This is a genomic window from Croceibacterium aestuarii (assembly GCF_030657335.1).
Lineage (GTDB): Bacteria > Pseudomonadota > Alphaproteobacteria > Sphingomonadales > Sphingomonadaceae > Croceibacterium_B > Croceibacterium_B aestuarii.
Map to the genome: position 1 here is coordinate 1,497,518 of NZ_CP131039.1, position 26,215 is coordinate 1,523,732.

General features: G+C 66.2%; 16 protein-coding genes. 4 read left to right on the forward strand and 12 right to left on the reverse strand.

What is annotated here, in order from left to right; genetic code table 11:
* Nucleotides 1–115: 115 nt before the first annotated feature.
* The 3 genes from Q7I88_RS07275 to Q7I88_RS07285 are packed head-to-tail and all read right to left on the reverse strand — an operon-like array spanning nucleotide 116 to nucleotide 4,235.
* Nucleotides 116–1,129: a cupin-like domain-containing protein gene (locus Q7I88_RS07275; protein ID WP_305098376.1), complete on the reverse strand. Its 1,014-nt coding sequence runs from the start codon at nucleotides 1,127–1,129 to the stop codon at nucleotides 116–118.
* Nucleotides 1,126–2,661, reverse strand: a complete 1,536-nt coding sequence (locus tag Q7I88_RS07280) for a tryptophan halogenase family protein (protein ID WP_305098377.1) — start codon at nucleotides 2,659–2,661, stop codon at nucleotides 1,126–1,128. Before Q7I88_RS07280 ends, Q7I88_RS07275 begins: the two co-directional genes overlap by 4 nt.
* On the reverse strand, nucleotides 2,658–4,235 hold the full coding sequence (locus Q7I88_RS07285; protein ID WP_305098378.1) for a tryptophan halogenase family protein: 1,578 nt from the start codon (nucleotides 4,233–4,235) through the stop codon (nucleotides 2,658–2,660). The genes Q7I88_RS07280 and Q7I88_RS07285 overlap by 4 nt, the downstream gene beginning before the upstream one ends.
* 132 nt (nucleotides 4,236–4,367) lie before the next feature.
* Between Q7I88_RS07285 and Q7I88_RS07290 the strand changes: the two genes are divergently transcribed.
* The gene (locus Q7I88_RS07290) at nucleotides 4,368–7,763 is read left to right on the forward strand and encodes a TonB-dependent receptor (protein ID WP_305098379.1); all 3,396 of its coding nucleotides are present in this window, start codon (nucleotides 4,368–4,370) and stop codon (nucleotides 7,761–7,763) included.
* A 112-nt stretch (nucleotides 7,764–7,875) separates the two neighbouring features.
* Here Q7I88_RS07290 and Q7I88_RS07295 read toward each other — a convergent pair whose 3' ends face one another.
* From Q7I88_RS07295 to Q7I88_RS07310, 4 genes are read right to left on the reverse strand one after another with little or no spacing between them, the layout of a single operon-like run.
* Complete coding sequence (locus tag Q7I88_RS07295; RefSeq protein ID WP_305098380.1) at nucleotides 7,876–9,051, reverse strand: endo-1,4-beta-xylanase; 1,176 nt, start codon at nucleotides 9,049–9,051, stop codon at nucleotides 7,876–7,878.
* Complete coding sequence (locus tag Q7I88_RS07300) at nucleotides 9,048–10,358, reverse strand: MFS transporter (RefSeq protein WP_305098381.1); 1,311 nt, start codon at nucleotides 10,356–10,358, stop codon at nucleotides 9,048–9,050. The genes Q7I88_RS07295 and Q7I88_RS07300 overlap by 4 nt, the downstream gene beginning before the upstream one ends.
* Nucleotides 10,355–12,748: a glycoside hydrolase family 3 N-terminal domain-containing protein gene (locus tag Q7I88_RS07305; protein WP_305098382.1), complete on the reverse strand. Its 2,394-nt coding sequence runs from the start codon at nucleotides 12,746–12,748 to the stop codon at nucleotides 10,355–10,357. The genes Q7I88_RS07300 and Q7I88_RS07305 overlap by 4 nt, the downstream gene beginning before the upstream one ends.
* Entirely contained in the window at nucleotides 12,745–15,156 is a 2,412-nt protein-coding gene (locus Q7I88_RS07310; protein WP_439648372.1) for a glycoside hydrolase family 3 N-terminal domain-containing protein, read from the reverse strand. Before Q7I88_RS07310 ends, Q7I88_RS07305 begins: the two co-directional genes overlap by 4 nt.
* 63 nt (nucleotides 15,157–15,219) lie before the next feature.
* Between Q7I88_RS07310 and Q7I88_RS07315 the strand changes: the two genes are divergently transcribed.
* The 3 genes from Q7I88_RS07315 to Q7I88_RS07325 are packed head-to-tail and all read left to right on the forward strand — an operon-like array spanning nucleotide 15,220 to nucleotide 20,270.
* Nucleotides 15,220–17,325 (forward strand): alpha-glucuronidase family glycosyl hydrolase, encoded by a 2,106-nt coding sequence (locus tag Q7I88_RS07315; RefSeq protein WP_439648373.1) that lies wholly within the window; start codon nucleotides 15,220–15,222, stop codon nucleotides 17,323–17,325.
* Between the two features lie 54 nt (nucleotides 17,326–17,379).
* The gene (locus tag Q7I88_RS07320; protein WP_305098384.1) at nucleotides 17,380–18,486 is read left to right on the forward strand and encodes a LacI family DNA-binding transcriptional regulator; all 1,107 of its coding nucleotides are present in this window, start codon (nucleotides 17,380–17,382) and stop codon (nucleotides 18,484–18,486) included.
* Nucleotides 18,483–20,270 carry an IlvD/Edd family dehydratase gene (locus Q7I88_RS07325; protein ID WP_305098385.1) on the forward strand — a complete coding sequence of 596 codons (1,788 nt, stop codon included), beginning with the start codon at nucleotides 18,483–18,485 and terminating at the stop codon, nucleotides 20,268–20,270. Before Q7I88_RS07320 ends, Q7I88_RS07325 begins: the two co-directional genes overlap by 4 nt.
* A gap of 89 nt (nucleotides 20,271–20,359) precedes the next feature.
* Here Q7I88_RS07325 and Q7I88_RS07330 read toward each other — a convergent pair whose 3' ends face one another.
* Genes Q7I88_RS07330 through Q7I88_RS07350 form a run of 5 tightly spaced genes read right to left on the reverse strand, consistent with a single transcriptional unit; the run spans nucleotide 20,360 to nucleotide 26,207 of the window.
* Nucleotides 20,360–21,214, reverse strand: coding sequence for an aldose 1-epimerase (locus Q7I88_RS07330; RefSeq protein WP_305098386.1), 855 nt, complete (start codon nucleotides 21,212–21,214; stop codon nucleotides 20,360–20,362).
* A complete protein-coding gene (locus tag Q7I88_RS07335; RefSeq protein ID WP_305098387.1) occupies nucleotides 21,211–23,106 on the reverse strand; it encodes a sialate O-acetylesterase in 1,896 nt (631 codons plus the stop codon). Before Q7I88_RS07335 ends, Q7I88_RS07330 begins: the two co-directional genes overlap by 4 nt.
* On the reverse strand, nucleotides 23,103–23,987 hold the full coding sequence (locus Q7I88_RS07340; protein ID WP_305098388.1) for an SMP-30/gluconolactonase/LRE family protein: 885 nt from the start codon (nucleotides 23,985–23,987) through the stop codon (nucleotides 23,103–23,105). Before Q7I88_RS07340 ends, Q7I88_RS07335 begins: the two co-directional genes overlap by 4 nt.
* Nucleotides 23,978–24,763 (reverse strand): D-xylose 1-dehydrogenase, encoded by a 786-nt coding sequence (gene xylB, locus Q7I88_RS07345; protein WP_305098389.1) that lies wholly within the window; start codon nucleotides 24,761–24,763, stop codon nucleotides 23,978–23,980. The genes Q7I88_RS07340 and xylB overlap by 10 nt, the downstream gene beginning before the upstream one ends.
* Nucleotides 24,764–24,767: 4 nt before the next feature.
* On the reverse strand, nucleotides 24,768–26,207 hold the full coding sequence (locus tag Q7I88_RS07350; RefSeq protein WP_305098390.1) for an aldehyde dehydrogenase family protein: 1,440 nt from the start codon (nucleotides 26,205–26,207) through the stop codon (nucleotides 24,768–24,770).
* Between the last annotated feature and the right edge of the window lie 8 nt (nucleotides 26,208–26,215).

Below are 26,215 nucleotides of genomic sequence, written 5' to 3' on the forward strand. Positions count from 1 at the left end.
TTACAAGCTCAAGGCATTGAAAGTATTGTATTTGCAGGATTCCGGACAAGGTTACACCAGTAAACTGGCGTAACCCTGCGCTGCCCCGCCGGCGGAGGCAGAGTGCCGATTTGGCCTAGCCGGCAATTTGCCGCAGCATGGCCCTCATCTGCGCAAAGAGGCCCTCGCTCGCGGGCGAGAGGATGCCCTTGGCGTGAGCGGGCAGGTGCGCGGCGGGATCGCCGTTGCTCTCGAACACGTAGTGGTCGAGCATCATGCGCCAGACGTCCCGGTCTTGCGGCGGCAGGTGGCGGAACGCGTAGATCGCGTGGAGCAGCGCGTCGTAAGGCGGCGCGATGCCCGGCGGGCTGTCGTTCCACCAGTAGTTGACGAGGATCGAGACGGGCTCGAGCGATTCCACCCCGTGCCACCAGGTGTAGGGAATGTAGAGCGCGTCGCCCGGCTCCAGAGTCGTCTGCTGTGCATGCTCCCAGGCCTCGGCGAAGCGCGGATAGCGCGCCAGATCGGGGGCGTGCGGATCGACCATGCTCACCGGTGTGCCCGCCGGGGTCAGCTCGAAGGGACCGGCATAGAGATTGGCAAGCTGCTCGGGCGGGAACAGCGTGAAGCGCCGCCGCCCGGCCACGCAGCAGGCCACGTTCTCCTTCACGTCGTAATGCGGCGCGACGCGGATGCGATTGCCGATCCAGATGCGCGCGGCCACCTCGGGCAGCAGGGCGAGCCGGTTCGCCTCGGCAAACGCGGGCAGCACGTCGGGTATGACCTCGGACTGCACCGCGAACGCGGGCGGATCGCTGATCTCCTTCGCGGCGAGCAGGTCGCGCAGGAAATCCTCGAGGCGGCCCTTGCCTTGGCGGAAATTGAAGCCGGTCAGGTCGCTGTTGTAGAAGAAGCGGCCGTCCTCCTCCGGCGGTGCGGCGATCGCCACGACCGGCCGGCGCGGAGCGCATTCCACGAGGTATTCGGCGATCGCCTCGTCGCCCTCTCGGGCGGCTGCGACCGCCGGCCAGTCGCAGACCAGACCGCGCATGACCACCGGCTTGCGGGCCGCGCGAATCTGCGCGTGGAACCGTGTGGCATCGACGCCCGGCACTTCCTCGACCGCGGGCGGCTGGGGCAGTGCGGTCATGCGATGCGCCGCTCATCCGCCGGTATCGCCGAACCGTTTGCGGCGAGGAACTGGTCCTGGGTCGGCATCTGCTGCGCCGTCTGCGCCACGACCTCGCGGATGTGCGCCAGCCGCTTGCGCGTTTCCGCGTCGGGCAGGAGGTCGGCGGCGGGGTGGTATCCGCCGGCCTCGACCCCCTGTCCGACCAGGACCGACAGCCAGCTCGTCTCGGTGAAGAGCTCGTTATGCTCGCGGAATATCCGCCCCGAGGAACGGAACATCGCCAGCTTCTCCGCCAGCCCCTTCGGCGGGGCGAGGTTGCGGCAATAATCCCAGAACGGCGAATCGTCTCGCTTCGTCGCGTTGTAATGCAGCAGCAGGAAGTCGCGGATGTCGACGTAGTCGCGCAGCGTCTCGTCGTTGAAGCGCTCGATTTCCCGCGTTCCGAACGCCCGGCTCGGGAACAGCGCCAGCAGCCGCGCGATGGCCGCCTGGACCAGATGGATTGCCGTCGACTCAAGCGGCTCGAGAAAGCCCCCGGCAAGGCCGAGGGCGACCACGTTCTTCTCCCAGGCCCGGGCCCGGCGCCCCGCCGTAAAGCGCAGTTGGTTCGGCTCGGCCAGCGGCTCGCCGTCGAGGTTGGCGAGCAGCAGGCCGGTCGCTTCGTCCTCGCTCATGTACTGCGAGCAATAGACATGACCGTTGCCGATCCGGTGCTGCAGCGGGATGCGCCATTGCCACCCGGCCGGCCGCGCCGTCGAACGGGTCAGCGTTTCGCGATCACCGGCCAGCGTGCAGGGTATGGCGACGGCACGATCGCACGGCAGCCACTCGCTCCAGTCGGTGAACGGCACGCCAAGTTCCTGCCCGATCAGCAACGCGCGGAAACCCGAGCAGTCGATGAAAAGCTCGCCTTCCACTCTTGCGCCGCTTTCTAGCACCACGGCCGTAACGAAGCCGCTCTCACCATCGCGCTCGACCGAAGTGATCCTGCCTTCGGTCCGCTTCACGCCCTGGCGCTCTGCCCGCCCGCGCAGGTAGCGGGCATAGCGCCCGGCATCGAACTGGAAGGCATAGGCGAGCTTGCTCAGCGGCGAACGGGGATTGTCGCGGGCCGGCCACGCCATCTTTCCCGCCTTCCCGGCAGCGACTGCGATCGAATATTCGTCCAGCTCGCTGGAATCGCCGAGCGAGCGGCCCTTGAGCCAGTGGTGGTGAAACTCGATCCCCATCATGTCCGGGCCGTAGGATCCGAACGGGTGGACATAGCGATGGCCCAGCCGCGTCCAGTCGACGAACTCGATGCCCAGCTTGTAGGTCGCATGCGTCTCGCGGACGAACTCACTCTCGTCGACCCCGAGCATCGCGTTGAACAGGTTGATCTGCGGGATCGTCGCTTCGCCGACACCGACCGTGCCGATGGCTTCGGATTCAACCAGCTCGATCGCGAGGCCGGGAAACTGGCCCATGACCTTGGACAGTGCGGCGGCGGCCATCCAGCCGGCAGTCCCGCCGCCGACAATCACGATCTTGCGAATGGGATCGCCGATCACGAGGTCACCCCCGCCACCTCGGCCGTCCCCTGTTCGGCTTCCGCCCAGGCGCCGGCGCGGCGCAGAAACTGCTCCTGATTCGGCAGCGTATCGACCGCGCGGCGGAAATCTTGCCGCATCTGCCGCAAGGCCAGCGCGACCTTGGCCTCGTCCAGCGAGTCGACGACTGGATCCCATGCTTCGGGCCAGAGATTCTGACCGAGCATGACCGCGACCCAGCTCGTAACGCCGAACAGTTCGGCACCTTCGCGGAAAATCCGTCCGTGAAGCCGCCAGAGCTCCATCTTGCGCTTGAGGCTGTCCGGCACGTCCATGTCGCGCACCGTGCGCCAGAACGCCGTGTCGTCCCGCTGCGTCGCCTTGTAGTGGAGGATGATGAAATCGCGTACGTCGTCGTACATCTCGCTCATGCCGCGATTGTACTCGTCGCGTTCGGCCGGGCTGATCGGCTTGCCGGGAAACAGCGCAAGCAGGCGCTGGATGCCGTTCTGTATCAGGTGAATGCTGGTCGATTCGAGCGGCTCGAGAAAGCCCGAGGACAGTCCGAGCGCCACGACGTTGCGGTTCCAGCTGCGCGTGCGTCGCCCCGTGGCGAATCGGATGGTTCTCGGCTCGGCGAGGATCTCACCCTCGACATTCGCGAGCAGTATCTCGCGCGCCTCATCTTCGGCCAGGAAGCTGCTGGCGAAGACGTGGCCGTTGCCCATGCGGTGCTGCAGCGGGATGCGCCATTGCCATCCGGCGCCGTGTGCGGTCGAGCGCGTGAAGGGGTCCGGCGACCCGGTGAGCGCCGTCGGCACGGCGATCGCGCGATCACAGGGTAGCCAACGGCTCCAATCGTCCCATCCGGTCTCGAGCTCCTGCTCGATCAGCAGCCCACGAAATCCCGAGCAATCGATGAACAGGTCGCCGGCAATCCGCTCGCCGCTCTCCAAGACGATTGCCGCCACGTTGCCCGTTTCGCCTTCCCTTTCAACCCCTACGATCTTCCCTTCTTTCCTGACCACGCCCTGGCGTTCCGCAACGCCGCGCAGGAAGCGAGCATAGAGCGATGCGTCGAAATGAAAGGCGTAGAAGATGTGCTGCAGCGGCGACTTCGCGTCGGGCGAGGGACGTCCGAACCGGCGCTGTGCGGCGGCGATCGCGTTGACGCAGTAGTCGTCGATCGGCCCGGGATCGCCGATCTGCCGTTCGCGCAGCCACAATTGATGGAACGGAATGCCGTGAATATCGCTGCCGTAATTGCCGAACGGGTGCAGGTAGCGGTCTCCCTGCTTGCCCCAGTTCACGAACTCGATGCCCAGTTTGAAAGTGCCGCGGGTGGCTTTGAGGAACGCGTTTTCGTTGATATCGAGCATTCGGTTGAAATGGATGATCGGGGGAATTGTCGCTTCGCCGACACCTACCGTGCCAATGGCGTCCGACTCGACCAGCGTGATCCGGCGCCGGCCGTTGTTGAGGAAGCGCGTGAACGCCGCAGCCGCCATCCAGCCGGCCGTACCGCCGCCCACGATGACAAGATCGCCAACTTCGGTATCGCTACCTTTTCCCCCGTAGCCGGCCGCTGCCTGCATCGTTCCCCTCCCGCTTTTGCACCTTGCCCCGCATGGACCCACTTGCCAAGGGTCCCCGGAATGAATATCGAATAGGGGAGAGTGACTAAGGGCCTGCCAGAAAATGGTAGCGCTAACACGGGGGAGATTGGCGTGGCACAGCCTACGTTCGCACGCGTTTCGTTGGATTCAGATGGTAGCCGCTGGCTGCGCAACACCCTGCGGGGAGGGGCTTCGCTGCTCGCCGTCAGCTGTCTGCTGGCTTCGGGTGCAGCTTACGCCCAGGACGACCCGACAACGACCGAGACGGAAGTCGGCGGCGACGAAGCGCCGCCCGCAACGGACAATGTGATCGTTGTCACCGGCATCCGCCAATCGCTGGCGAATTCGCAGGACATCAAACGCGACGCCGATACGGTCCTCGATGCAATCACCGCGCAGGACATCGGCGCCCTTCCCGATCGGTCGGTAACCGAAGCCTTGCAGCGCGTTCCCGGGGTGGCCATCAATCGTTTCGCCGGCTCGAACGATCCGGACCACTTCTCGGTCGAAGGCTCGGGCGTGGTCGTGCGCGGCCTCAATTTCGTGCGCTCCGAATTCAACGGGCGCACCGCATTCGTCGCGGGCGTCGGCGGCCAGGCGCTCAATTTTGCCGACGTGCCCTCCGAACTGCTCGGCTCGGTCATCATCAACAAGAATTCCACCGCGGAGATGATCGAGGGTGGCCTCGCCGGCACGGTCAACCTGAACACCCGCAAGCCGTTCGACCGCGATGGGTTCCACATCTCGTTCAGCGCGGAAGCGAACTACGGCGACCTGAGCGAGAAATGGACGCCGACCATCTCGGGGCTGATCAGCAATACCTGGGACACGGATTCGGGCCGTTTCGGCCTCCTGGTCAGCGGCGCCTTCTCGCAGATCAAGAGCCGCGCCGACGGCATTCAGATCGCCAACTATCAGACCCGCGACGGAGCATTTGTCGACGCCGCCAACACCGGAGGCGGCACTCAGATCTGCCGCAATCCGCTGCCGAGTTCGTCGGACACCATGACCCTGCCGCCACCGGGTGCAGCGTGCGGCTTCTTCGGCACCGCCGGGGCCGATGGTTTTGCCGACTACGCCACCTCGCAGGTGGCACCGGTGGGCGGCCAGTTCCGCACCCAGGAGTACAACCGCAAGCGCGATGGTTTCACCGTTGCGGCGCAATGGGAAAGCCTCGATGGGGGGACCCGTGTGACGGCGGAATATATCCGTTCGCACACGACCAACGCCTGGGGCGAATACACTTACGAAACCGCTCCCGACCTGGCCGAGTATTCGACCTACCCGCTCGGCTGCCAGCAGAACGAGGCAGGCCCGCCGACGTCGGCCGGGGATGCGACCGCGCGGGCTCAGTGCCCAGTCGGCGGTTTCGAGGACTACGTCTACGACGGGAACGGCCTGTTCCAGTCGGGCTACATCGTTAACGCCAGCAACGGCTGGCGCGGCGATCCTGCGGTTTCGCCGTACACCCCGATTGGGGGCGTGCAGCAATCGCTCGCCCGCCGCGGGGTCAGGGACGAAGTCCTCAATCAGGACTTCGGGCTAAATGTGGTATCGAAGCTGACTGATCGGCTGACGCTCGAAATCGACGGCCAATATGCCAAGTCGCACAAGCAAAACCTCGACGTCAGCGTGTTCGGATCGACCTTCGCCGACCAGGAACTCGACATTTCGGGCCAGTACCCGGTCATCATCCCGCACAAACCGCAGTTCCTTGGCTACACGTGGTCCACACCCGGGGCGGATCTCGCGAACGCCAGCGAAGCGGAATACTTCAATGATCCGCGCTTCCAGTTTTGGCGGGCAGCGATGGATCACAAGGAAGACAGCACAGGCGACCAATATGCCATCAAGGGTGATCTCGCCTACGAATTCGACGACGATTCGTTCATTCGCCGGATCAAGGTCGGAGCGCGCTACCAAGATCGCGACCAGGTTGTTCGCTACACTACCTACAACTGGGGTATGCTGAGCGAGACGTGGTCGGGCAGCCGTCCAGTCAATTTCGAAGACACGGGGTCATCGAGCTCGGAGCGCTACAACTTCCCGAACTTCTTCCGCGGTCAAGTTCCCGGGCCTCCCGGAGCCCTTTACTACTCGGGCAACCTGATCGGCGATTACGATCAGTCGGTCGCGGACTTTCAGCAGATCCAGGACATGGCGACTGCGCTCGGCGGATCGCCGACCTGGGTGCCGTTGGCCGCCCGCAACGCGGGAACGCCCAATGCTGCAAACGCCGCCGGCTTCATTCCTCAGGATATCCAGCCTGTCGGACAAAAGGACAAAGCGGCCTACATCATGGCAAGCTTCGGCTCCGATGACGCGTTTGGCAGCGTCAGGCTCTCGGGCAACGTCGGCGTGCGCTATGTGGATACGAGCGTGACTTCTCGGGGTGAACTCGGCGTTCCGAGCCAGCAGGCGCTGAATATCGTCAGTTCGTATGACCAGAATTGCGCTGCTGTCGTGCCTCCGGGTGCGCCGCCGGGGACGCCTCCTTCGCGCCCTGGTGGAGCCTGTGCGCTCGGGCCCGCGGGGTACGCCGACCTTCAAGCTTTCGCCACCGGCGCGACAGCGACAAATGTGGCCAAGGCCAACTACCACTACTGGCTGCCGAGCCTTAATCTGAAGTTCGGTCTGAGCGACGAGCTGGTCCTGCGCCTTGCAGCATCGAAGGTGCTGACGCGGCCGGACAACTCGTACATTCGCAACTTCCTGACCGTCGGCTTCGATGTCGCAAGCGGGAACCTGACCGCTGAGACGGGCAACCCATACATCCGTCCGGCAACGGCCTGGCAGTTTGATGCCAGCATCGAATGGTACTTCGCCCGAGTTGGCTCGCTGACTTTCAACGGCTTCTACAAGTCGGTCGACAATTTTTTCTACCAGAACGTCTTCTCGCGCGACGTGACCAGCAACGGCGTCACCGAGAAGGTGTTCGTCCGGGGCCCCGACAATTACGATGGCACTGGCAAGATCAAGGGTTTCGAGCTGGCCTACCAGCAGACCTACGAATTCCTGCCGCAACCCTTCGACGGGCTCGGCTTGCAGGCCAACTATACCTATATCGAAAGCAAGGGGCTGCCGAACACCTTCCTCAACGGCGGCAACATCCCGAACACCTCGACCGTGCCGCCCGGCAATCTGCCGCTCGAGCAGCTCTCGAAGCACAACTTCAACGTCACCGCGTTCTACGAAAAGGGGCCGATTTCGCTGCGCGCAGCGTACAACTGGCGCTCACGCTTCCTGCTTACCGCATCGGACGTGATCTTCCCGTACTACTCGATCTTTAACGAGCCGACCGGGCAGCTGGACGCCTCGATTTTCCTGAACCTTAAGGATGTTCTCAAGATCGACAATGATTTGAGGATCGGCGTTCAGGGGGTCAACCTGCTCAACGAGGTGACGAAAACGACCCAGGCCTATACCGGCGATCCGAAGGACCTGGCGCCGCGGTCTTACTTCATGAACGACCGCAGGTTCTCGTTCATTATTCGCGGCAATTTCTGAACTCCCAGCGGACATTGCCAGACTCCGACGCCGCCGCTCTCCGGAGCGGCGGCTTTTTCTTTGTCACGATTCCTGCAAAGCGCCGCCGTTGACCCGGCCCGCCAAGCCGGGGTCAGGTAGCGGCCATGAACGAGCGGGCGAGCGCGGTGCGCAGCGGCTTGGGCCGGTAGTCCGAGGCGTAGGGGCTCCCGCGCACCTCCAGGCCGTCGTCGCGCGGGGCGAAACCCTGCAGCCAGTTGAAGCCGTCGACCATCCCCCAGACGAGGATGTCGCCCAGTTCGTCGTACTCCAGCATCAGGTCGAAGTAGCGCCGGGCGTAGTCGGCGACGCGCTCGTCGCGCAGCGCGATCTCGCCGGGCAACGCCTTGTCCTTTACGTCGAACTCGGTGATCAGCAGCTTGTAGCCCATGCCGACCACCTCATCGAGGAAGCGCCGCCAACCGGCCTCGTCATAAGAGCCGACGCCGGTCGCCGGATCGAGCGAGAACATCTCGATATGCGACTGAACGCCGAGCGCGTCGACGGGGACGCCGCGTTTGCGGAAGCCCTCGAGCAGGCGGAGCACGTCGTTGCAGTGATGGCGGTGCTGGGGCTCCCAGCTCATGTAGTCGTTGTAGACCAGTTGCCCGTCGGGCAGCTGCTCGCGCGCGCTGTGAAAGGCGAGGTCGAGCACCGCCTCCGGACTGCCCATGGCCCGGCTCAGGCTCGTTGCCAGGGTCCCATGGCTATCGTGATCGATGGCTTCGTTGACGACGTCGTAGCTATGGATCGTGCCGCGATAGCGATCGGTGACAGTGCGGATATGCTCGACGACCAGCCGCTCGGCTTCCCGCACCGGGTTGGCGCCGAAATCGTAGTCGTTGAGCCATTGGGGAAACCACTTGGGCCGATGCCACAGAAGGGTGTGGCCGCGCACCGCCAGGCTGTTGGCCTGCGCCCAGGCTACGATCGCGTCCATGCGCGCGAAATCGAAAGCTTCGGGGCCGGGGCGGGTGGCCTGCCACTTCAGCTCGTTTTCAGGGACCACAAGGCTGCATTCGCCTTTGACGATCGCCGCATAGGCGGGGTTGCCGATCGTACCGCCTTGCCGGCGTCCACCGGGGTTGGCGCCGATCGAGCTGCCGAAGCGCCGGCCCGACCGGCGAGAGAGGGTGTCGAGCGAGGGGCTTGGCACGCGGGCCATGCTGGCGGGCTCACCGCCGCGCCCGGCGAGGGTTGTGCAGCCGGCCAGCGGGACCGCGGCGGCAAGGCCGGCGAGGGCTTGGCGGCGGGTCAAGCGCCAGGTCATTGTACTGTTCCCAAGGGGGCGGGTTCCATGCGCGGAACCAGCAGGTGAATGACGGCCAGGGCAATCAGGTAGCCGAGGCCCGCATAGATCACGATCGGCAGGTAGGATCCGGTCAGCTCGAGGGTCCAACCGGTCGCCTGGGCAATCAGGATGCCGCCGATCGCTCCGGCCATTCCGCCCATGCCCGCCACCGTCGCCACGGCGCGGCGCGGGTAAAGATCGGAAATCATCGCGAAGATGTTCGAAGAGAACGCCTGGTGGCCCGCCGTCCCCAGGCCGATCAGAAGGACCACGACGGCGGTGTTGTCGATACTTGTGACGCTGACCAGCGGCAGTGCGCACAGCGCCGCCGCCAGCAGGGTCGTCTTGCGCGCCGCGTTCACACTCCACCCGCGATGAATCAGAAACGAGGAAAGCCAGCCGCCGGCGATCGAGCCGAGGTCGGCCAGCAGATAGACTCCGATCAGGGCCGGGCCGATCGTCGCCAGCACGCCGCTATCCCCCGTCGGGAAAAGATTGAGCCCCTGGGTGCGCGAGAAGAAGTCGGGCAGCCAGAACAGAAACAGGTACCACACCGGGTCGGTAAAGAACTTGCCGGCGATGAAGTACCAGGTCTGTCTCTGGTGCAGCGCCTGATTCCATGAGAGCGGCGCGCCTTCGGCATCGGCGCCGTCCTGCTCGATGTAGGCAAGTTCCTCCTTGCTCAGGTTCGGATGCTTGCGGGGAAGCCGGAACAACCACAGCCAGGCGCCGAGCACGATGAAGCCGAGCAGACCGGTGACGATAAAGGCCGCGCGCCAGCCATAGAGCCCGGCGACCATGATGCCGACCACGGGCGTGGAGAGGACGCCGACGTTGGCGCCGGCGTTGAGAATGCCCACGCCGAGGGCGCGCTCGCGCCGGGGAAACCACTCCGCGACCGACTTGACCGTGCCGGGATAGGCCGCGCTCTCGGCGAGCCCGAGCGCCATTCGCGCGAGTATAAAACCGAGCACCGTGCGTGCCGCCGCGTGAAAACAGGCGGCCAGGCTCCAAAGCCCGATGGCGATGGCCATGCCGCGGCGTGTGCCGACCCTGTCGAGCCAGCGGCCGACCACCAGCAGCCCGACCCCGTAGCTGGCCTGGAAGGCGGTCACGATGTTGCCGTAGTCGACCTCGCTCCAACCCATGTCCTGCTCGATCACGGGCTTGAGCACACCGATCACCTGCCGGTCGATGTAATTGATGGTGATGACGAAGAAGAGCAGCGCGCAGATTGCCCAGCGATAGCGCCCGATTTTGGCAGGAACGGCTGGCGCGATGCTCACGTGACGACGAATCCGGCGCTCTTGAGGCTGGCCGAGCTGTTGCCGACATGCACCGCGACCGGTCCGGGTCCGTTGACCTCGTTCATCGCGCGGTCCCAGTAGGCGAGTTGTTTGGGTGTCAGCGTGAAGCGCACCGTCCGGCTCTCGCCGGGCTGCAGCGTCACCCGCTCGAAGCCCTTGAGCAGCAGGACCGGCTGAGTCACCGGCACCTCGGTGCGCGTGATGTAGAGCTGGACAACCTCATCGCCGGCGCGCGCACCGGTGTTGGTCACCGTCGCCTCGACATCTACGGATTGGCTGGCCGCGACTTGGGTGGCGGACAGGCGCGGCTCCGATATTTCGAACGTCGTGTAGCTCAACCCGTGGCCGAACGGGAACAGCGGCGCGGCGTCGTCGAACAGGTACCCGCGCCGCGCAGTCGGCTTGTGGTTGTAGAACAGCGGCACCTGCCCGACGTCGCGCACCACGCTGACCGGCAGCTTGGCGCCGGGGTTGATCTTGCCGAGCAAGGCCTCGGCAATCGCCGTTCCCCCTTCCTGTCCGGAATACCAGCATTCGAGCACCGCGTCGGCCTTGGCCATGACGTTGGGCCAGCTCGGCGGCCGGCCGTTGATCGCGCAGACCACCAGCGGCTTGCCGAGCGCGGCGATGGCATCGACGAGTTCGTTTTGCTCACCCACGATGTCCAGATCGTCGCGGTCGCCGAGATGGGTCACGGCAAAGCCCTCGCGGCTGGTCTGCTCGGTGTCGCCAATGGCCAGCACGATGGTGTCGGCGGTCTTTGCCACGCTCACCGCCTGGTCGATCAGCTGCAGGTTGCGCTGACGCGGGAACAGCTCGATCAGGTCGACCGAGCGGTCGTCGCTCTCGGTGATGAACACCCCCTGCGCGGATACGAATTGAACCTGGGGCGCGGCTTGGCGTAGCCCTTCGAGCAGCGTCACCGCCTGTTTCGGCACGCTCGAGTAACCGCCGAAGCGCACGATGTCGTGATTCGGCCCGATTACCGCGACCTTGCCCATCTTCGCGGCGTCGAGCGGCAGGACGCCGTTGTTGGTCAGCAGGCACAGGCTCTTGCGCGCCGCCTCGAGCGCCAGTGCGCGCCCGGCAGCGTCGCCGGTGACGGCCTCGGTGCGATCCGCGTCGCCGTAGGGATTTTCGAACAGCCCGGCGCGCATCTTGAAGGTCAGCATGCGGGCGCAGGCGCGGTCGATCAGCGCCGTGTCGACGGTCCCCGCCGCGACCTGGTTGGCGAGCGTGAGGAAGGCCTGGCCGTCGGGCAGCTCGCTGTCGACCCCGGCGGCGAGCGCCAGGCGGGCCGCCTCGGCATCGTCGGCGGCGACGTGATGCAGCGAGTTGAGCTGGTCGATTCCGTTATAGTCGCTCGAGATGATCCCGTCGAAACCCCATTCGCCGCGCAGGATCTTGCCGAGAAGCCAGATATTGGAGTGGCTCGGGATGCCGTCGATCTCGTTGTAGCTCGGCATGACTGCGCCGATCGAGGTGCGCTCGACAACGGCGCGGAACGGCGGAAAGAAGTTCTCGCGCAGGTCCCGTTCGGAGGTTTCCGCCGGTCCGGCGTTGGTTCCGCTGTCCGGCTGCCCGTGGCCGGTCATGTGCTTGAGCGTGGCAAAGATCTTGTTCGGGGCGAGTCTTTCGAACTTGCCCGGTCCCTGCAGGCCCTCGACCGTCGCCACGGCCATCTCGGAGACGAGGTAGGGATCCTCCCCGAATGTCTCCTCGATCCGCCCCCAGCGTGGGTCGCGCACGATGTCGACCACCGGGCTGAGCGTATAGAACACGCCGCGCGCGCGCATTTCGTCGGCGATTTTCGAGTGGACGCGGCGCAGCAATGCAGGGTCGAAAGTACCCGCCATCGCGATGGCCTGCGGAAACGAGGTCGCGTCGGTGGCCATGTAGCCGTGCAGCGATTCCTCGTGGCAGAGCACCGGGATGCCGAGCCGGGTGTCTTCGAGCGCCCACTTCTGCAACGCGTTGATGAACTCGACCGTCTGGCGCGGCGTGCGCCAGCGATCGCGCGATCCGCCCGAGGCCTCGCCGACGCCCGGCGTGCCGCGTTTGTCGGACGGGCGGCCCAGCGCGCCGATCCCGTCGGGGAAGTTCGTGCTGGCCCTGGCCGGGTCGAACTCGAGGCCGCTGAGCATGCCGCCCTTGCCGGCCCAGACGCCGCGGATCTGGGCGATTTTCTCGGCCAGCGTCATCCGCGCCAGAAGGTCGGCGACGCGCGCCGGAATCGGCGCGTTAGCGTTCTTGTAGAGCGGTGCGGCCTCCTTTGCGAAGGCGAGGGGGGCCTGCGCCACGGCGAGTGCCGAGGCGCTGCCGCCGGCGAGCAGCTTGAGCGCGCCGCGGCGGGCGAGCGGCCGGCTCACGGCGCCACCGTCAGCGTGACGCTCTTGAGGTCCTGCGAATTGGGGCCGGCCATGATGCTGAATTGACCCGGCTCGACCACGCGTTTCATCTCGCGGTTCCATAGCGCGAGGCTGTCGGGGCGGATGGCGATTTCGACCGTTTTGGTCTCGCCGGGTTGCAGCGTCACGCGCTGGAAGCCAGCGAGTTCCTTGACCGGGCGGGTAACGCTGCTGACCTCGTCGCGCAGGTAGACCTGGACCACTTCGTCGCCCGCCACTTTGCCGGTGTTCGCCACCGGTACGCGCACGCTGACGCCTTGGCCCGGCTTGATCGCCGCAGCGGACAGCACCGGGGCGCCGATCTCGAATGTGGTGTAGCTGAGGCCGTAGCCAAACGGATAAAGCGGCGTGATGTCGCTGAACAGGTAACCGCGCCTTGCGCTCGGCTTGTGGTCGTAGAACGCCGGCACCTGGCCGACGTCGCGCACCACCGTCACGGGGAGTTTTCCGCCCGGATTGACTCGGCCGAATAGCGCATCGGCAATCGCATTGCCCTGCTGCTCGCCGCCGTACCAGGTTTCGAGGATCGCGTTCGCTTTCGCGGCGATGGTCGGATAGCTCGGCGGTCGGCCGTTGACGAGTACTGCGACGACCGGTTTGCCGAGCGCTTTGAGCGCATTGAAGAGGTCGTTCTGCTGCCCCACGAGGTCGAGATCGGTGCGGTCGCCGAGATGGCTCTCGGCCCAGCCTTCGCGGCTGGTCTGCTCGGTGTCGCCGATGAACAGCACGATCGTGTCGGCCTTCTTCGCGACGTCGACGGCCTCGGCGATGCGCTTCGCGTTCTCGGCCGGATCGCCGAGCTTGACCTCGTCGGCCCACCAGTCGTCGTTCTCGGTAATGACCACGCCCTGCGCGGTGACGAGGTTGGCCTTGTCGCCGACGAGCGCTTTAAGGCCTTCGAGCGGCGAGACGGTGCTGCGCGGGATGCCGTAGTAGCCGCCGAGACGCGCGACCGCGGCATTGGGACCGATCACCGCGATTGTCCGCTTGGCTGCGTCCGCTTTCGGTAGCGAGAGCGGCAACGTTCCGTCGTTCTTGAGCAGGATGAGCGATTCGGCGGCGGCCTTGCGCGCCAGCGCGCGGGCTTGCGGACCGTCGGACTTTTTCGCCGCGGCAAGGTCGGCCCAGGGGTTCTCGAATAGCCCGGCGTTGAACTTCATCGTCAGCATTCGAGCCACGGCCCGGTCGATGGCAGCCATCAGCACCTGGCCCGATTTCACGGCATCGCCCAACGTGATGTAGGCGTTGCCGGTCGGCAGGTCGGTATCGACGCCGGCGGCGAGCGCCATTTCCGCGGCCTCCTGGAGGTCGGCGGCGATCTTGTGCCGCGTCGCCAGCTCACCGATGGCGTAATAGTCGGAGACCACAGCGCCCTGGTATCCCCATTCGCCGCGCAACACGTCGCGCAGCAGCCAGACGTTCGAGTGGCTCGGGATGCCGTCGATCTCGTTGTAGCTGGCCATGACCGCGTCGATCCCGGTGCGCTTCACGACCTGTTCGAACGGCGGGAAGAAGAACTCGCGCAGCGTCCGCTCGCCGATCGGCGCCGGGCCGACATTGGTGCCGCTTTCGGGCTGGCCGTGACCCGTCATGTGCTTGAGCGTGGCGAGGACGTGGTTCGGCCCGATCTTGCGGCTTGTGCCCTTGCCCTGCAGCCCTTCGACCGCGGCGACGCCCATTTCGCCGACAAGGAACGGATCCTCGCCGAATGACTCCTCGATCCGGCCCCAGCGCGGGTCGCGCGCAACGTCGACGACTGGCGACAGCACCAGGTGGACCCCCCGCGGACGAACCTCGCTCGCGATCAGCGCGTTGACTTCGCGGATGAGATCGGGATCCCAGGTCGAGGCGAGGGCGATGGCCTGCGGGAAGCTGGTAGCATCCCTCGCAGCCAGACCGTGGAGCGATTCCTCGTGAAACAGGACCGGGATGCCGAGCCGCGTGTTCTCGCGCGCCCATTTCTGCACCGCATTGACGTAGGCGACGCTCTGTTCGATCGACCGCGGCGGCTGGACGCGCGGACTGCCGGGACCGTGGAGGTCCGAGGGACGAGCGATCATGCCGATGCCGGCCGGATGGGCCTTGCTCGCCTTGGCCGGGTCGAAAGAGAAATCGTCGTCCTGGATTTCGACCTTGTTGTCCCACAAGGTGATGATCTGGGCGATCTTCTCGTCGAGAGTCATCCGTGCGAGGAGGTCGGCGACCCGCTGTTCGGTCGGCAGCGAGGCGTTCCAGTAGGGCGCATCGGCCATTGGCCGGGCGACCGAACTTGCAGGGTCCTGCGCCGCGAGGTGGCTCGGTGTGACGCCAGTCAGGGCGACGAATGCGATACCCGCGGCGAGCGCGGCGGCCCTGGTGCGGCCCTTCATAGTTACTCTCCCGTCCCACCGCATCTTGACTGCGCGGCCTCGTATGATAGCGCTACCATGATTATGGGGAGAGGGCTTGTCAATCGTCTGTTGCGGTTGTGTGCGGTCATCGCGGCATTGACCCTGCCGGGGGTGACGAATGCGGAAGACGGCTATGACCTGTGGCTGCGCTACGCCCCCCTGGCAGAGGACAGGGCGGCCGATACCGCCGCCGCGCTGGGGCCGGTCCTGGTCGTCTCGGCACCGACGCCGACCATCGCCGCTGCCCGGCGCGAACTGGAGCGCGGGCTCGCCGGAATGCTCGGCGGGCACCGGGCGACCGGTCCGGGAATCGTGCTCGGGCGGGCGCGCGATCTCGAAGGCGATGCCGCGCGCGAGGCGGCGCCGCTCGATGGCCTGCCGCCGGGCGCCTACCGCATTGCACGCCTCGCCGATGGCCGGGTGCTCATCGCCGGGAACGACGATAACGGCGTGCTCTACGGCGCTTTCGCATTCCTGCGGCATCTCGGCTCGGGCGAAGGGGTATCCGCGATCGGCGGGACCTCGGCTCCAGTCTATCCGCTGAGGATGATCGACCACTGGGACAATCCCGGCGGGCCGGTCGAGCGCGGCTATGCCGGGCGTTCGATCTTCGACTGGTGGCACCTGCCCGACCATCTCGATCCGCGAATGATCGATTACGCCCGCGCCGAGGCCTCGATCGGCATCAACGGCGTGGTGGTCAACAACGTCAACGCCAAAGCCTACCTGCTCGAGCCGCGCTATATCGCCAAACTGGCGCGTCTGGCCGATGCCTGGCGGCCCTACGGCATCCGCGTCTACCTGAGCGCGCGTTTCTCGGCGCCGATGGAAATCGGCGGGACCGGCACCGCCGACCCGCTCGACCCGCGCGTGCGCGCGTGGTGGAAAGCCAAGGCGGACCAAATCTACGCGGCAATTCCCGATTTCGGCGGTTTCCTGGTCAAGGCCAACTCCGAAGGCCAGCCCGGACCCCAGGACTACGGGCGCACCCACGCCGACGGGGCCAACATGATGGCCGCTGCGCTTGGCAATCGCGGCGTGGTGCTGTGGCGCGCCTTCGTCTACTCGGCCGAGGATTCGACCGACCGTGCGATGCAGGCCTATAACGAGTTCGTGCCGCTCGGCGGCAAGTTCGCCGACAACGTGATCCTCCAGGTCAAGAACGGTCCGATCGACTTTCAGCCCCGCGAACCGTTCCACCCGATGTTCGGGGCGATGCCCCACACGAAGCTCATGCTCGAAGGGCAGATCACCAAGGAGTACCTCGGCTTCGCCACCCACCTGGCGTTTCTTGCGCCGCTCTGGAAGGAAGTCTTGAGCGTCGATACCGGACGCGGCGGGCCAGTGGCACAGACCATCGCCGGAATGGCCGGCGTCGCTAATACCGGGTCCGATCGCAACTGGTCCGGATCGCATTTCGACCAGGCCAACTGGTACGCCTTGGGCCGTCTGGCGTGGGATCCGAGCATGAGCAGCGAGCAGATCGCGCGCGAGTGGGCGGCGCAGACGTTCAGCCGCGATCCCGCTTTCCTCGCCGAAGTCGTGCCGATGATGCTCGGCAGCCGCCAGGCGGTGGTTGACTACATGACCCCGATGGGGCTCGCTCACCAGATGGGCACAGGTCACCATTACGGCCCGGCGCCCTGGGTCTGCGACCTTGCGAGGCCCGAATGGAACCCTTGCTACTACAGCCGCGCCGACGTGCAGGGCATTGGCTTCGATCGGACTGCAACCGGCAGCAACGCGTTGGCGCAATATGCTCCCTCGGTCGCCTCCAGATGGCGCGATCCGAAGGCGATTGACGAGGACTACCTGCTCTGGTTCCACCACTTGCCGTGGGATTTCCGCACCCGGTCGGGCCGCGCGCTCTGGCCCGAGCTGGTCCACCGCTACGACCGCGGGGTTGCGGCAGTCGATGCCATGGCTGCTAAGTGGTCCACTCTCGCGCCCTATGTCGATGGGCAGAGGTTCGAGGACACCGCCGAGTTCCTCGCCATCCAGCAGCGCGAGGCGCGCTGGTGGCGCGACGCATCGGTCGCTTACTGGCAATCGCTCAATCACTTGCCGCTCCCGCTTGGAGCCGCTCCGCCGGCGCATTCGCTCGAATGGTACCAAGCGCTCCGCTTTCCCGATGCACCGGGCGGCTGAGATGGCCCGAAAAAACGCTTTTGCCGCCCTCGTGTGCGCCCTAAGGACCTCGCAATGAGCAAGGGCAAGAGCGAGGGGGCGGCGCGCAAGACCGGGCGGCGGCACAAGGGTGCGCCGACGATCGCCGACGTGGCCCGGCTGGCCCACTGCTCGCCCATGACCGTGAGTCGGGTCATCAATGGCGAGGCCAGCGTGCGCGAGGGCACCCGCAATGCGGTGCTCGAGGCCGTACGTCAGCTCAACTATGCGCCCAATCGCGCGGCCCGTAGTCTCGCCGGCGGCGAACAGCTGCGCATCGCGCTGCTTTTCGACAATCCATCGGCGTCCTACCTCAGCGAATTTCTCATGGGCGCGCTCGAGGAATCGAGCCGCGGCGACATCCACCTCGAAGTGCAGAGCTGCGAAACCGTGGCCGACGCCACGGTGCTGATGCGCAAGTTGGCGGAAAGCGGTATCCAGGGCTTCATCCTGCCGCCACCGCTATGCGACGACCAGAGCGTCCTGGATCTCGTTGGAGAACTCGGCGCGGTGGCCGTCGCGGTCGGTCCGGGCAAGGCCAGCGGATCCGACGCCGCCGTCATGATCGACGACTTTCGCGCCGCCTACGACATGACCAAGCACATTATCGACCTTGGGCATTCCCGCATCGGCTTCATCATCGGCAATCCCGAACAGGTCGCCAGCGGGCGGCGCCTCAACGGCTACCGTGCCGCACTCAGCGATGCCGGGATCGAGATCGACGATCAGCTCATCGTACAGGGACGTTTCACCTATCGCTCGGGGCTCGATGCCGCCGAACGTCTGCTCGCCGCCGAACCGCGACCGACGGCGATCTTCGCCTCGAACGACGACATGGCCGCCGCGGTGGTGGCGATGGCGCATCGCCGCCACCTCGACGTGCCGAACGACATTACGGTGTGCGGGTTCGACGATACCGACATGGCGCGCACGATCTGGCCGGAGCTGACCACCATCCGCCAGCCGATCCGCGAAATGACCGCCTGGGCGGTCAATGCGATCGTGCGCATAGTTCGCGCCCGGCGAACGGGCGAAAAGCTCCAGCCCGAGCACACGACGCTCCCCTACAAACTCGTGCGACGGGAATCCGACGCCGCCCCCAGCCTCGCGGCGCGAAACGCCAGCCGCCCTGGCGCCTCGTGAGCGACGACGGCGAACGCTCGCCGCGGCTGCGCTCGCGCGATTGGTTCGACAACGCCGAGCGCTGGGACCAGACCGCGCTCTACCTCGAGCGGTTCATGAACTACGGCGTCACGCCGGAGGAACTGCGTAGCGGCAAGCCGATCATCGGTATCGCCCAGTCGGGCAGCGACCTCAGCCCCTGCAACCGCATCCATCTGCATCTGGCCAAGCGGACGCGTGACGGAATCCGCGATGCGGGCGGGATTCCGCTCGAGTTCCCGGTCCATCCTATATTTGAGAACTGTCGCCGCCCGACGGCCGCGCTCGATCGCAACCTGCTCTATCTCGGGCTGGTCGAACTGCTTAACGGCTACCCGATCGACGGCGTCGTGCTGACCACCGGCTGCGACAAGACCACGCCGAGCCAGGTCATGGCCGCCAGCACGGTCGACATCCCGGCTATCGTCCTTAGCGGTGGGCCGATGCTCGACGGCTGGCACGAGGGCGAACTGGTCGGCTCGGGCACGGTCATCTGGCGCAGCCGCCGCAAGCTGGCCGCTGGCGAAATCGACGAGGCGGAGTTCCTCGACCGGGCAACGAGCAGCGCGCCGAGCGCCGGGCACTGCAATTCGATGGGCACTGCCAGCACGATGAACGCGGTCGCCGAGGCCCTCGGCCTGTCGCTGACCGGGTGCGCTGCGATACCGGCGCCCTATCGCGAGCGCGGCCAGATTGCCTATCGGACGGGGCGGCGCATCGTCGAGATGGTGCTCGAAGACCTGCGTCCTAGCCGGGTCCTTACTCGCGAAGCCTTTCTCAACGCGATTGCCACGACAAGTGTGATTGGAGGTTCGTCGAACGCACAGCCGCACATCGTGGCGATGGCGCGCCATGCCGGAGTCGAGCTCGAACCCGAGGTTTGGCAGCACCACGGCTACGATCTGCCGCTGCTGGTCAACATGCAGCCGGCGGGCAAGTATCTCGGCGAGCGCTTCCACCGCGCCGGCGGTGTTCCCGCGGCGATGTGGGAGCTGCTGCAGGCCGGCAAGCTGCATGGCGATTGCGTGACCTGCACCGGAAAGACGATGGCCGAGAACCTCGCGGGCCATGAAAGTCCCGATCGCGAGATGATCCGCCCGTTCGATAATCCGCTGATGGAGCGGGCAGGATTTGTCGTCCTTTCGGGCAACCTGTTCGACTTCGGTATCCTCAAGACCTCGGTCATCTCCGACGACTTTCGCGGGCGGTACCTGTCGCGGCCGGGTGCCGAGGGTATCTTCGAAGGCCGCGCGGTCGTGTTCGACGGGTCCGACGATTACCACCACCGGATCAACGATCCTGCGCTGGGCATCGACGAGGATTCGATCCTCGTCATGCGCGGCTCGGGCGTGATCGGCTGGCCGGGCAGCGCAGAGGTGGTCAACATGCAGCCGCCCGACGCGCTGATCCGACGCGGGGTGATGTGGCTGCCCACGCTCGGCGACGGCCGCCAATCGGGCACCAGCGACAGCCCGTCGATCCTCAATTGCTCGCCCGAAAGCGCGGCGGGCGGTGGACTCGCCTGGCTGCGCGACGGCGACACGATCCGCATCGACCTTAACGCCGGCACCTGCAACGCGCTGGTGGACGAGGCCGAGATCGCCCGCCGGCTGGCCGAGGAGCCGCCTGCCGCGATCCCGGAATCACAGACGCCATGGGAAGAACTGTACCGCGAGAAAACCGGTCAGCTGTCGGAAGGCGGAGTGATGGACATGGCGCTCAAATACCGCGGCACATCGAAAAAGCTGCCGCGCCACAACCACTGATTCGCGCGCCCAAGATCGCACCCGGTTGACCCGTCGACAGTGCCCTAGGAGAGAGTTCGCCTGCGCACCGGGATAGCTTCCCGGTCGAATTATCCGGCGAGGGTCGCCGAGATGCGCAGGGTCAGACTGGCGGTGCACCCGGGGGCGAGCACAGTCATCTCTGCGGGCGCGCGGTTGAGCGCGTCGGGTCCGTGGCTGACGGGCTCGAGGCACAGTGCGCTGCCGTCCGCTGGCGCATAGAGATGCAGGAACGGCGCGCCGCGGGCGGTCATCGCGATGCTGCCGAGGTCGTCTTCGATCAACGCGCGACCGCTCCACCCGGCGAAGCAGTGATCGACGGTTTCAGAGGGCAGGGCGGCGCCCATGTTCGAGTCGGCGAAGCGGGGCGACGCTGCGATCTCCCCGTTTGGGATCAAGCCTGCGTCCGCGAGCAACATGCCCGTCGAGCTGAACCGCACGTGCGTTTCCGGGCGACGTCGCACATAGGGATGCAGGCCGAGACCGCAGGGCATCGGCGTCTCGCTGCGGTTGGTCACGTCGAGCGTGATCGCGCAGCCTTGCGAGCCGAGGCGTATTCGCTGCTCGGCTTCGTAGGACCAGGGCCAGGCATCTGTGCCGCTGTGGGAGTGTCCGAGCGTGCACTTGAATCCCGCTTCGGCGGTGACCTGCCAGACACTGTGCCAGCCGAGTCCGTGTAGGCTATGCGGCTCGGGCGGGAAATTCTCCGGCAATTGCACCATGCGGCCGGACCAGGAAAAACGGCCGCCGCGAATCCGGTTGCACCAGGGCACAAGCGGAAAGCAGGCGGATTCGAGAGGATCGATCGCGCTGCCCGGCATGGTGCGCAGGACGTCCGTCCCGCCCAGACGCAGCGCCGCGAGCGCGCCGCCTGTGTCGGGACGCAGTTCTGCCACCCAGTCCCCGGCGCGAAGCGTCAGCGTCACTTGACCAGCGGCAGCTCGAACGTCGGCACCGGCAACGGGCGCGCGTCGTACGTATTGACCACCGGACTGTCGATCCAGGCATAGCGAACGCGCGTTACCGGCTTGCCGTCGCCCGCAAGGACGACGGCATCGCCGGCGACCTCGGCCGCGGCGTACCGGCAGCTGTCCTGCGTCTCGCCGCACAGCTCGAAACCGAGCGGCGGCCCGCTCCAGGCGTGAAGGCCGCCTTCGATTCCCGCAAAGGTCACGACAATCTCGCCGCCCGCTTGGCGGGCCGAGACGGGCATCGGCATCGGCTCGCCCTGCGCCGCCATCGCCAGCCGCAGGCCGACGTTCAGCTTGTCCAAGGGATGCAGGTTGTCGTTCTCGCCGAGGTCGAGCGTGGCGATCAGCGCAGCGTTCGCGTCGGCCGCAACGGCCCTCAATTCTTCGTTGCGGATCTCTGCCCAGCCAGACGCGGCGGGGCGTTCGGTGGTCGGGCCCCAGTTGGGCAGCTGCACGACGAGCATCTTCGCGCCTGTCCCGATTTGCTCTCGCCAGCCGGAAAAGAGCGCCTTGAGACGCTCGGCGTAGCCAGGGATGCCGACGTCGCTCTCGCCTTGGTACCAAGCTGTCCCAGCCATAGCGAAGTGCCCGAGCGGGGCGATCATCCGGTTGTACATGATGCCGATTCCGGCAATTCCGTCCCACGGCGTGCGCGGCGGGTAGTCGGTGATCTCCGAAATCGCGTAGCGCCAGCCTTCGCCGAGCGAGATGCTCGCGCCGCCGGCGAGATCGAGCGACAGGCGCTCGGGCGGGCTTTCGAAGCCGCCCGCGCCATAGCTGTTGGTCACCAGTACCATGATCTCGTTTGCCCCGGCCCTGAGGTACGAGGCGGGCACGCGGTAATGTCGCTCGTCGCTCCAGCTCGAGGTGTTGCCGACCGGGTGGCCGTTGACGAACGTCATGTCGATATCGTCGACCAGGCCGATGTTGAGCGTTCCCCCGGCCTTCGCCTGTGCCGGCGTCAGCATGACGGTTCGGCGCATCCACACGTTGCCGTTGCCGTTGCTCGCCAGCGGAGTGCCCGTCCATTCGCCCCATGCCGCAATCTTGGGCACGGGTTGCCAGTCGAGTTCGTCGGGGTTGGCCCACGGGCTCCCTCCGGTGCGGTCGGTCCACCACTTCTCCCATCCGGGCGCAAAAGCCGTGACCGCGCCGAGCGGATCTTTCGCGTACTGCTCGAGCTGGGTCATCGCGGCCGGACCATAGAGCGCCTTGCCCCCTTCGGGCGTGAGCCAGGCGCGGATTTGCGAGCCGCCCCAGTTCGAGTGAATGGCCCCGATCGGCACGCCGAGATCGCGCCGGAGCTGGCGCGCCATGAAATAGCAGGCGCCGGAGAAGTCCTTGACGCTATCCAGCGAGGCAGCGGCCCAGGCGACCTTGCCGCCGAACTCCTTCTGCGGGGTCAGCGCGCTGACCTTGGGGATCATCAGCAGGCGCAAGCCGTCGTCGCCCGAATGCTGCGCTGCGAGCGGTCCACCGGCCGAGGACCAGACCGAGAACTCCATGTTCGACTGTCCGCCGCACAGCCACACGTCGCCGACCAGCAAGTCGGAGACGGCGATTTTCGACCCGTCGGCGCCGGTAACGGTCAAGGTGACCGGGTCGGCGCTGGCGGTACGGGCGGGAAAGTGCAGCGCGAAGCTGCCTCCCGTCGTGGCAGTGGTGCTCGCTGTCGCTGAACCCAGCGTGGCGCTGAGCTTCTCGCCGGGCGCGGCGGTCCCTTCCACCACCACGGGGCGGTCGCGCTGAATCACCGCGTGGTCGGTCCACACCGGCGTCAGTACTGGCGCTGCGCTGGCAGCCCCGGCGGTTACGAGGGCAGCGAGCGCCAGGCCGGTGCGTATCATCCGAGTTTCACCTTGGGAGTGGCGAAGCCGGCCACGGGGCTGTCGAAGGCCAGCAGGCTGCCGGCGGCCGGATAGTCGGCTGCGTCGGCCGGTTCGAGGTTCTTGGTCGCGGTGGTGACGTAGGCGGTCCTGAAATCCGGTCCGCCGAGTGTCATCTTGGTAATGTCGCGCGCCGGGAGCTTCACGGTGGCCACCAGCTTGCCGTCGGGCGAATATCGGGCGACGTGCGAGCCGAAATAGAGCCCGGTCCAGACATGGTCCTCGGCATCGACCATCGGCCCGTCGGGATAAGCATCGGGGAAATCCTTCGCGACGTCCGCGAACAGCCGCGCCTCGCCCACGCCCGCGGCGGACAGGTCAGCGACCAGGATCTTCTTGCCCACGGTGTCGGTGAAATAGATTCGGTCACCCGAACCGCTGACCGCGGGCCCGTTGGTGATCGATATGCCGCTCGGCCCGGCCTGGCGGGCCTCGCCCTTTTCGAAGACGTAGAACCGGCCGCTGGTGTCCTCTTCGGCGTCGTCCATCGAGCCGAACCAGGCGCGGCCCCACGGATCGCTGCAGGCGTCGTTGAGACGATTGCCGGCGGGCTCGCCGGGCACGGCCATCAGCTTCTCGAAGGTCTGATGCTCCGGATCGAACGTATAGAGCCCGTCCTGCACTCCGCACAGCAGCAAGCCGCCTTCGGCCGGTAGCGCCCAGCCGATCTGGCCCGGCGCCTCGGCGCTGGCATTGCTGCCCGTCGCGGGGTCGAAATGCCACAGCAGGTGGCGCTTGATGTCGACGCACCACACGACTTGCCGCCCGGCGTCCCACAGCGCGCCTTCGCCCAGCTTGAAGCCGGGCCTGAGAACCTCGTGAACGTCGGTCTCTATCTCCATCCCGCATCGACCCAGTAATTGTGGCCGGTGCAGAAGCGAGCATCGTCGCTGGCCAGGAACAGAGCCATCGCGGCGATGTCCCGTGGCTGGATCCGCCCGTCGAGGCACTGCTGCGCGACGATCTCGGCTTCGCCTTCGGGCGAGTACCATTTCATCTGCCGCGGCGTCTGGACGTTGCCGGGGATGATCGCGTTGACGCGGATGTTCTGCCGACCGAATTCGCGGGCCAGGCTGCGGGTGAGGCCTTCGATGGCCGCTTTGGCGGTCTGGTAGAGGGTCAGGTCGGGCAGGGCGAGATGCCAGGAGATCGAGCCGAGGTTTATGATCGAGCCGCCTCCGGCGCTGGCCATGTGCGGATGCACCGCCTTGGCGGCGAAGAACTGGTGCTTCAGGTTCACCGCCATCCGCTCGTCCCAGTATGCGGGTGTAACTTCGTCCACGCTGTGCCGATCGTCGTTGGCCGCGTTGTTGACCAGCACATCGCAGCCGCCGAGCCGGTCGACAAGCTTGCCGATTTTAGCGGTGTAATCGGCGCAGTCGGTAATGTCGCATTCGAGAAAGAGCGGCTGGATCTGCGCGTCGGCCAGACGCCCGACCAGCGTCTCGCTGGCGTCGGTGAGGACATCGACGAATGCCACCGCCGCACCCTGACGAGCGAAGCTCTCGACGATACCTTCGCCGATACCGCTCGCGCCGCCACTGATGATGACGCGCTTGCCGGCGAGGCTGGGATAGACCGCCCTGTTCGACACCGGTTTGAAAACCCCTTCGGCCAAGTCCTCAATCCCCCGTGTAGACAGTTTTGATCTGTGTGTAGAATTCGACTGCCGCAAAGCCCTGTTCACGCGGCCCGTAGCTCGATCCGCGCGTCCCGCCGAACGGAACGTGGTAATCGACCCCCGCGGTGGGCAGGTTGACCATCACCATTCCGGCGCGCACGTTCTTGCGGAAGTCGCGGATTTTCGCCGCGTCGTTGGAAACGATGCCGCTCGACAGGCCGAAATCGCCCATATTGGCGACGGCGAGCGCTTCCTCGTAATTCTTGACCCGTACGGTAGAGACCACCGGGCCGAACACTTCCTCGCAGTTGATGCGCATCTCGGGGTTGGTGTCGGCGATCACCGTCGGCTGCATGAAGAAGCCGGGGGTATCCAGTTCGATCTTGCCCCCTCCGGCGGCGAGCCGCCCGCCTTCGCCGGTGGCGATGTCGACGTAGCTCAGGTTCTGCTCGAACTGGCTTTCGCTCGAGGCCGGGCCGACCTGCGTGCCCTCGGCCAGCGCGGAGCCGACCTTGAGGCCTTTGGCCCGTTCGACCAGCGCGGCGACAAAGCGGTCGTGGATCGCGTCTTCGACAATGACCCGGCTCGAAGCGGTGCAGCGCTGGCCGGTCTGGAAGAACCCGCCGTCCGCGGCGATCGCCACCGCCTTGTCGAGGTCGGCGTCGGCAAGCACGACCAGCGGATTCTTGCCGCCCATTTCGAGCTGGACTCTCGCCTGGCGGGCGACTGTCGCCTGAGCGACCTGCGATCCCACGCCCTGCGAACCGGTAAAACTGATGGCGGCAACGTCCGGGTGGTCGACGATGGCCCGGCCGACGTCGCCGCGGCCCAGGACGAGGTTGAACACGCCGGCCGGGACGCCCGCCTCGTCGAGCACCTCGGTCAGCGCCGCAGCCACCGCCGAGGTGATGTTGGCGGGCTTCAGAACGACCGTATTGCCGAAGGCGAGGGCCGGGGCGGCCTTCCATGCGGGAATCGCGATCGGGAAGTTCCACGGGGTGATCAGGCCGACCACGCCCAGCGCTTCGCGGTAGGTCGCGACATCGAGACCGGGGCGTGTCGATTCGAGCGTCTGGCCGTGGCGCCGCAGCGCCTCGCCGGCGAAATAGCGGAAGATGCGCGCCGCGCGCAGCGTTTCGCCGAGGCCTTCGGCGCGGGTCTTGCCTTCCTCGCGGGCAAGCAGCTCGCCGATCTCGGCCGAACGGGCGAACAGCGCCTCGCCGGCCTTGTGCAGCACGTCGCTGCGCAGTTCGGGCGATGCGTTCGCCCAACCGGGCTGCGCTTGCTTGGCGGCCGCTACGGCCCGCGCGACGTCATCGTCGCTGCCGTCGGGAAAGCGCGCGACGATGTCGTCGGTGTTCGAGGGATTGCGGCTTTCGAGCGCTTCGTCTGCGCCGGTCCATTGCCCGTCGATATAGTGGCCGAGAGTCTTGATATCCATGGTCAATC

What these genes read in the sequence shown, in the direction of transcription:
- Q7I88_RS07340 (WP_305098388.1), bottom strand. Translation starts at nt 23,987, where the DNA reads ATGGAGATAGAGACCGACGTTCACGAGGTTCTCAGGCCCGGCTTCAAG.
- Q7I88_RS07315 (WP_439648373.1), top strand. Translation starts at nt 15,220, where the DNA reads ATGGGGAGAGGGCTTGTCAATCGTCTGTTGCGGTTGTGTGCGGTCATC.
- Q7I88_RS07320 (WP_305098384.1), top strand. Translation starts at nt 17,380, where the DNA reads ATGAGCAAGGGCAAGAGCGAGGGGGCGGCGCGCAAGACCGGGCGGCGG.
- Q7I88_RS07275 (WP_305098376.1), bottom strand. Translation starts at nt 1,129, where the DNA reads ATGACCGCACTGCCCCAGCCGCCCGCGGTCGAGGAAGTGCCGGGCGTC.
- Q7I88_RS07335 (WP_305098387.1), bottom strand. Translation starts at nt 23,106, where the DNA reads ATGATACGCACCGGCCTGGCGCTCGCTGCCCTCGTAACCGCCGGGGCT.
- Q7I88_RS07350 (WP_305098390.1), bottom strand. Translation starts at nt 26,207, where the DNA reads ATGGATATCAAGACTCTCGGCCACTATATCGACGGGCAATGGACCGGC.
- Q7I88_RS07285 (WP_305098378.1), bottom strand. Translation starts at nt 4,235, where the DNA reads ATGCAGGCAGCGGCCGGCTACGGGGGAAAAGGTAGCGATACCGAAGTT.
- Q7I88_RS07310 (WP_439648372.1), bottom strand. Translation starts at nt 15,156, where the DNA reads ATGAAGGGCCGCACCAGGGCCGCCGCGCTCGCCGCGGGTATCGCATTC.
- Q7I88_RS07295 (WP_305098380.1), bottom strand. Translation starts at nt 9,051, where the DNA reads ATGACCTGGCGCTTGACCCGCCGCCAAGCCCTCGCCGGCCTTGCCGCC.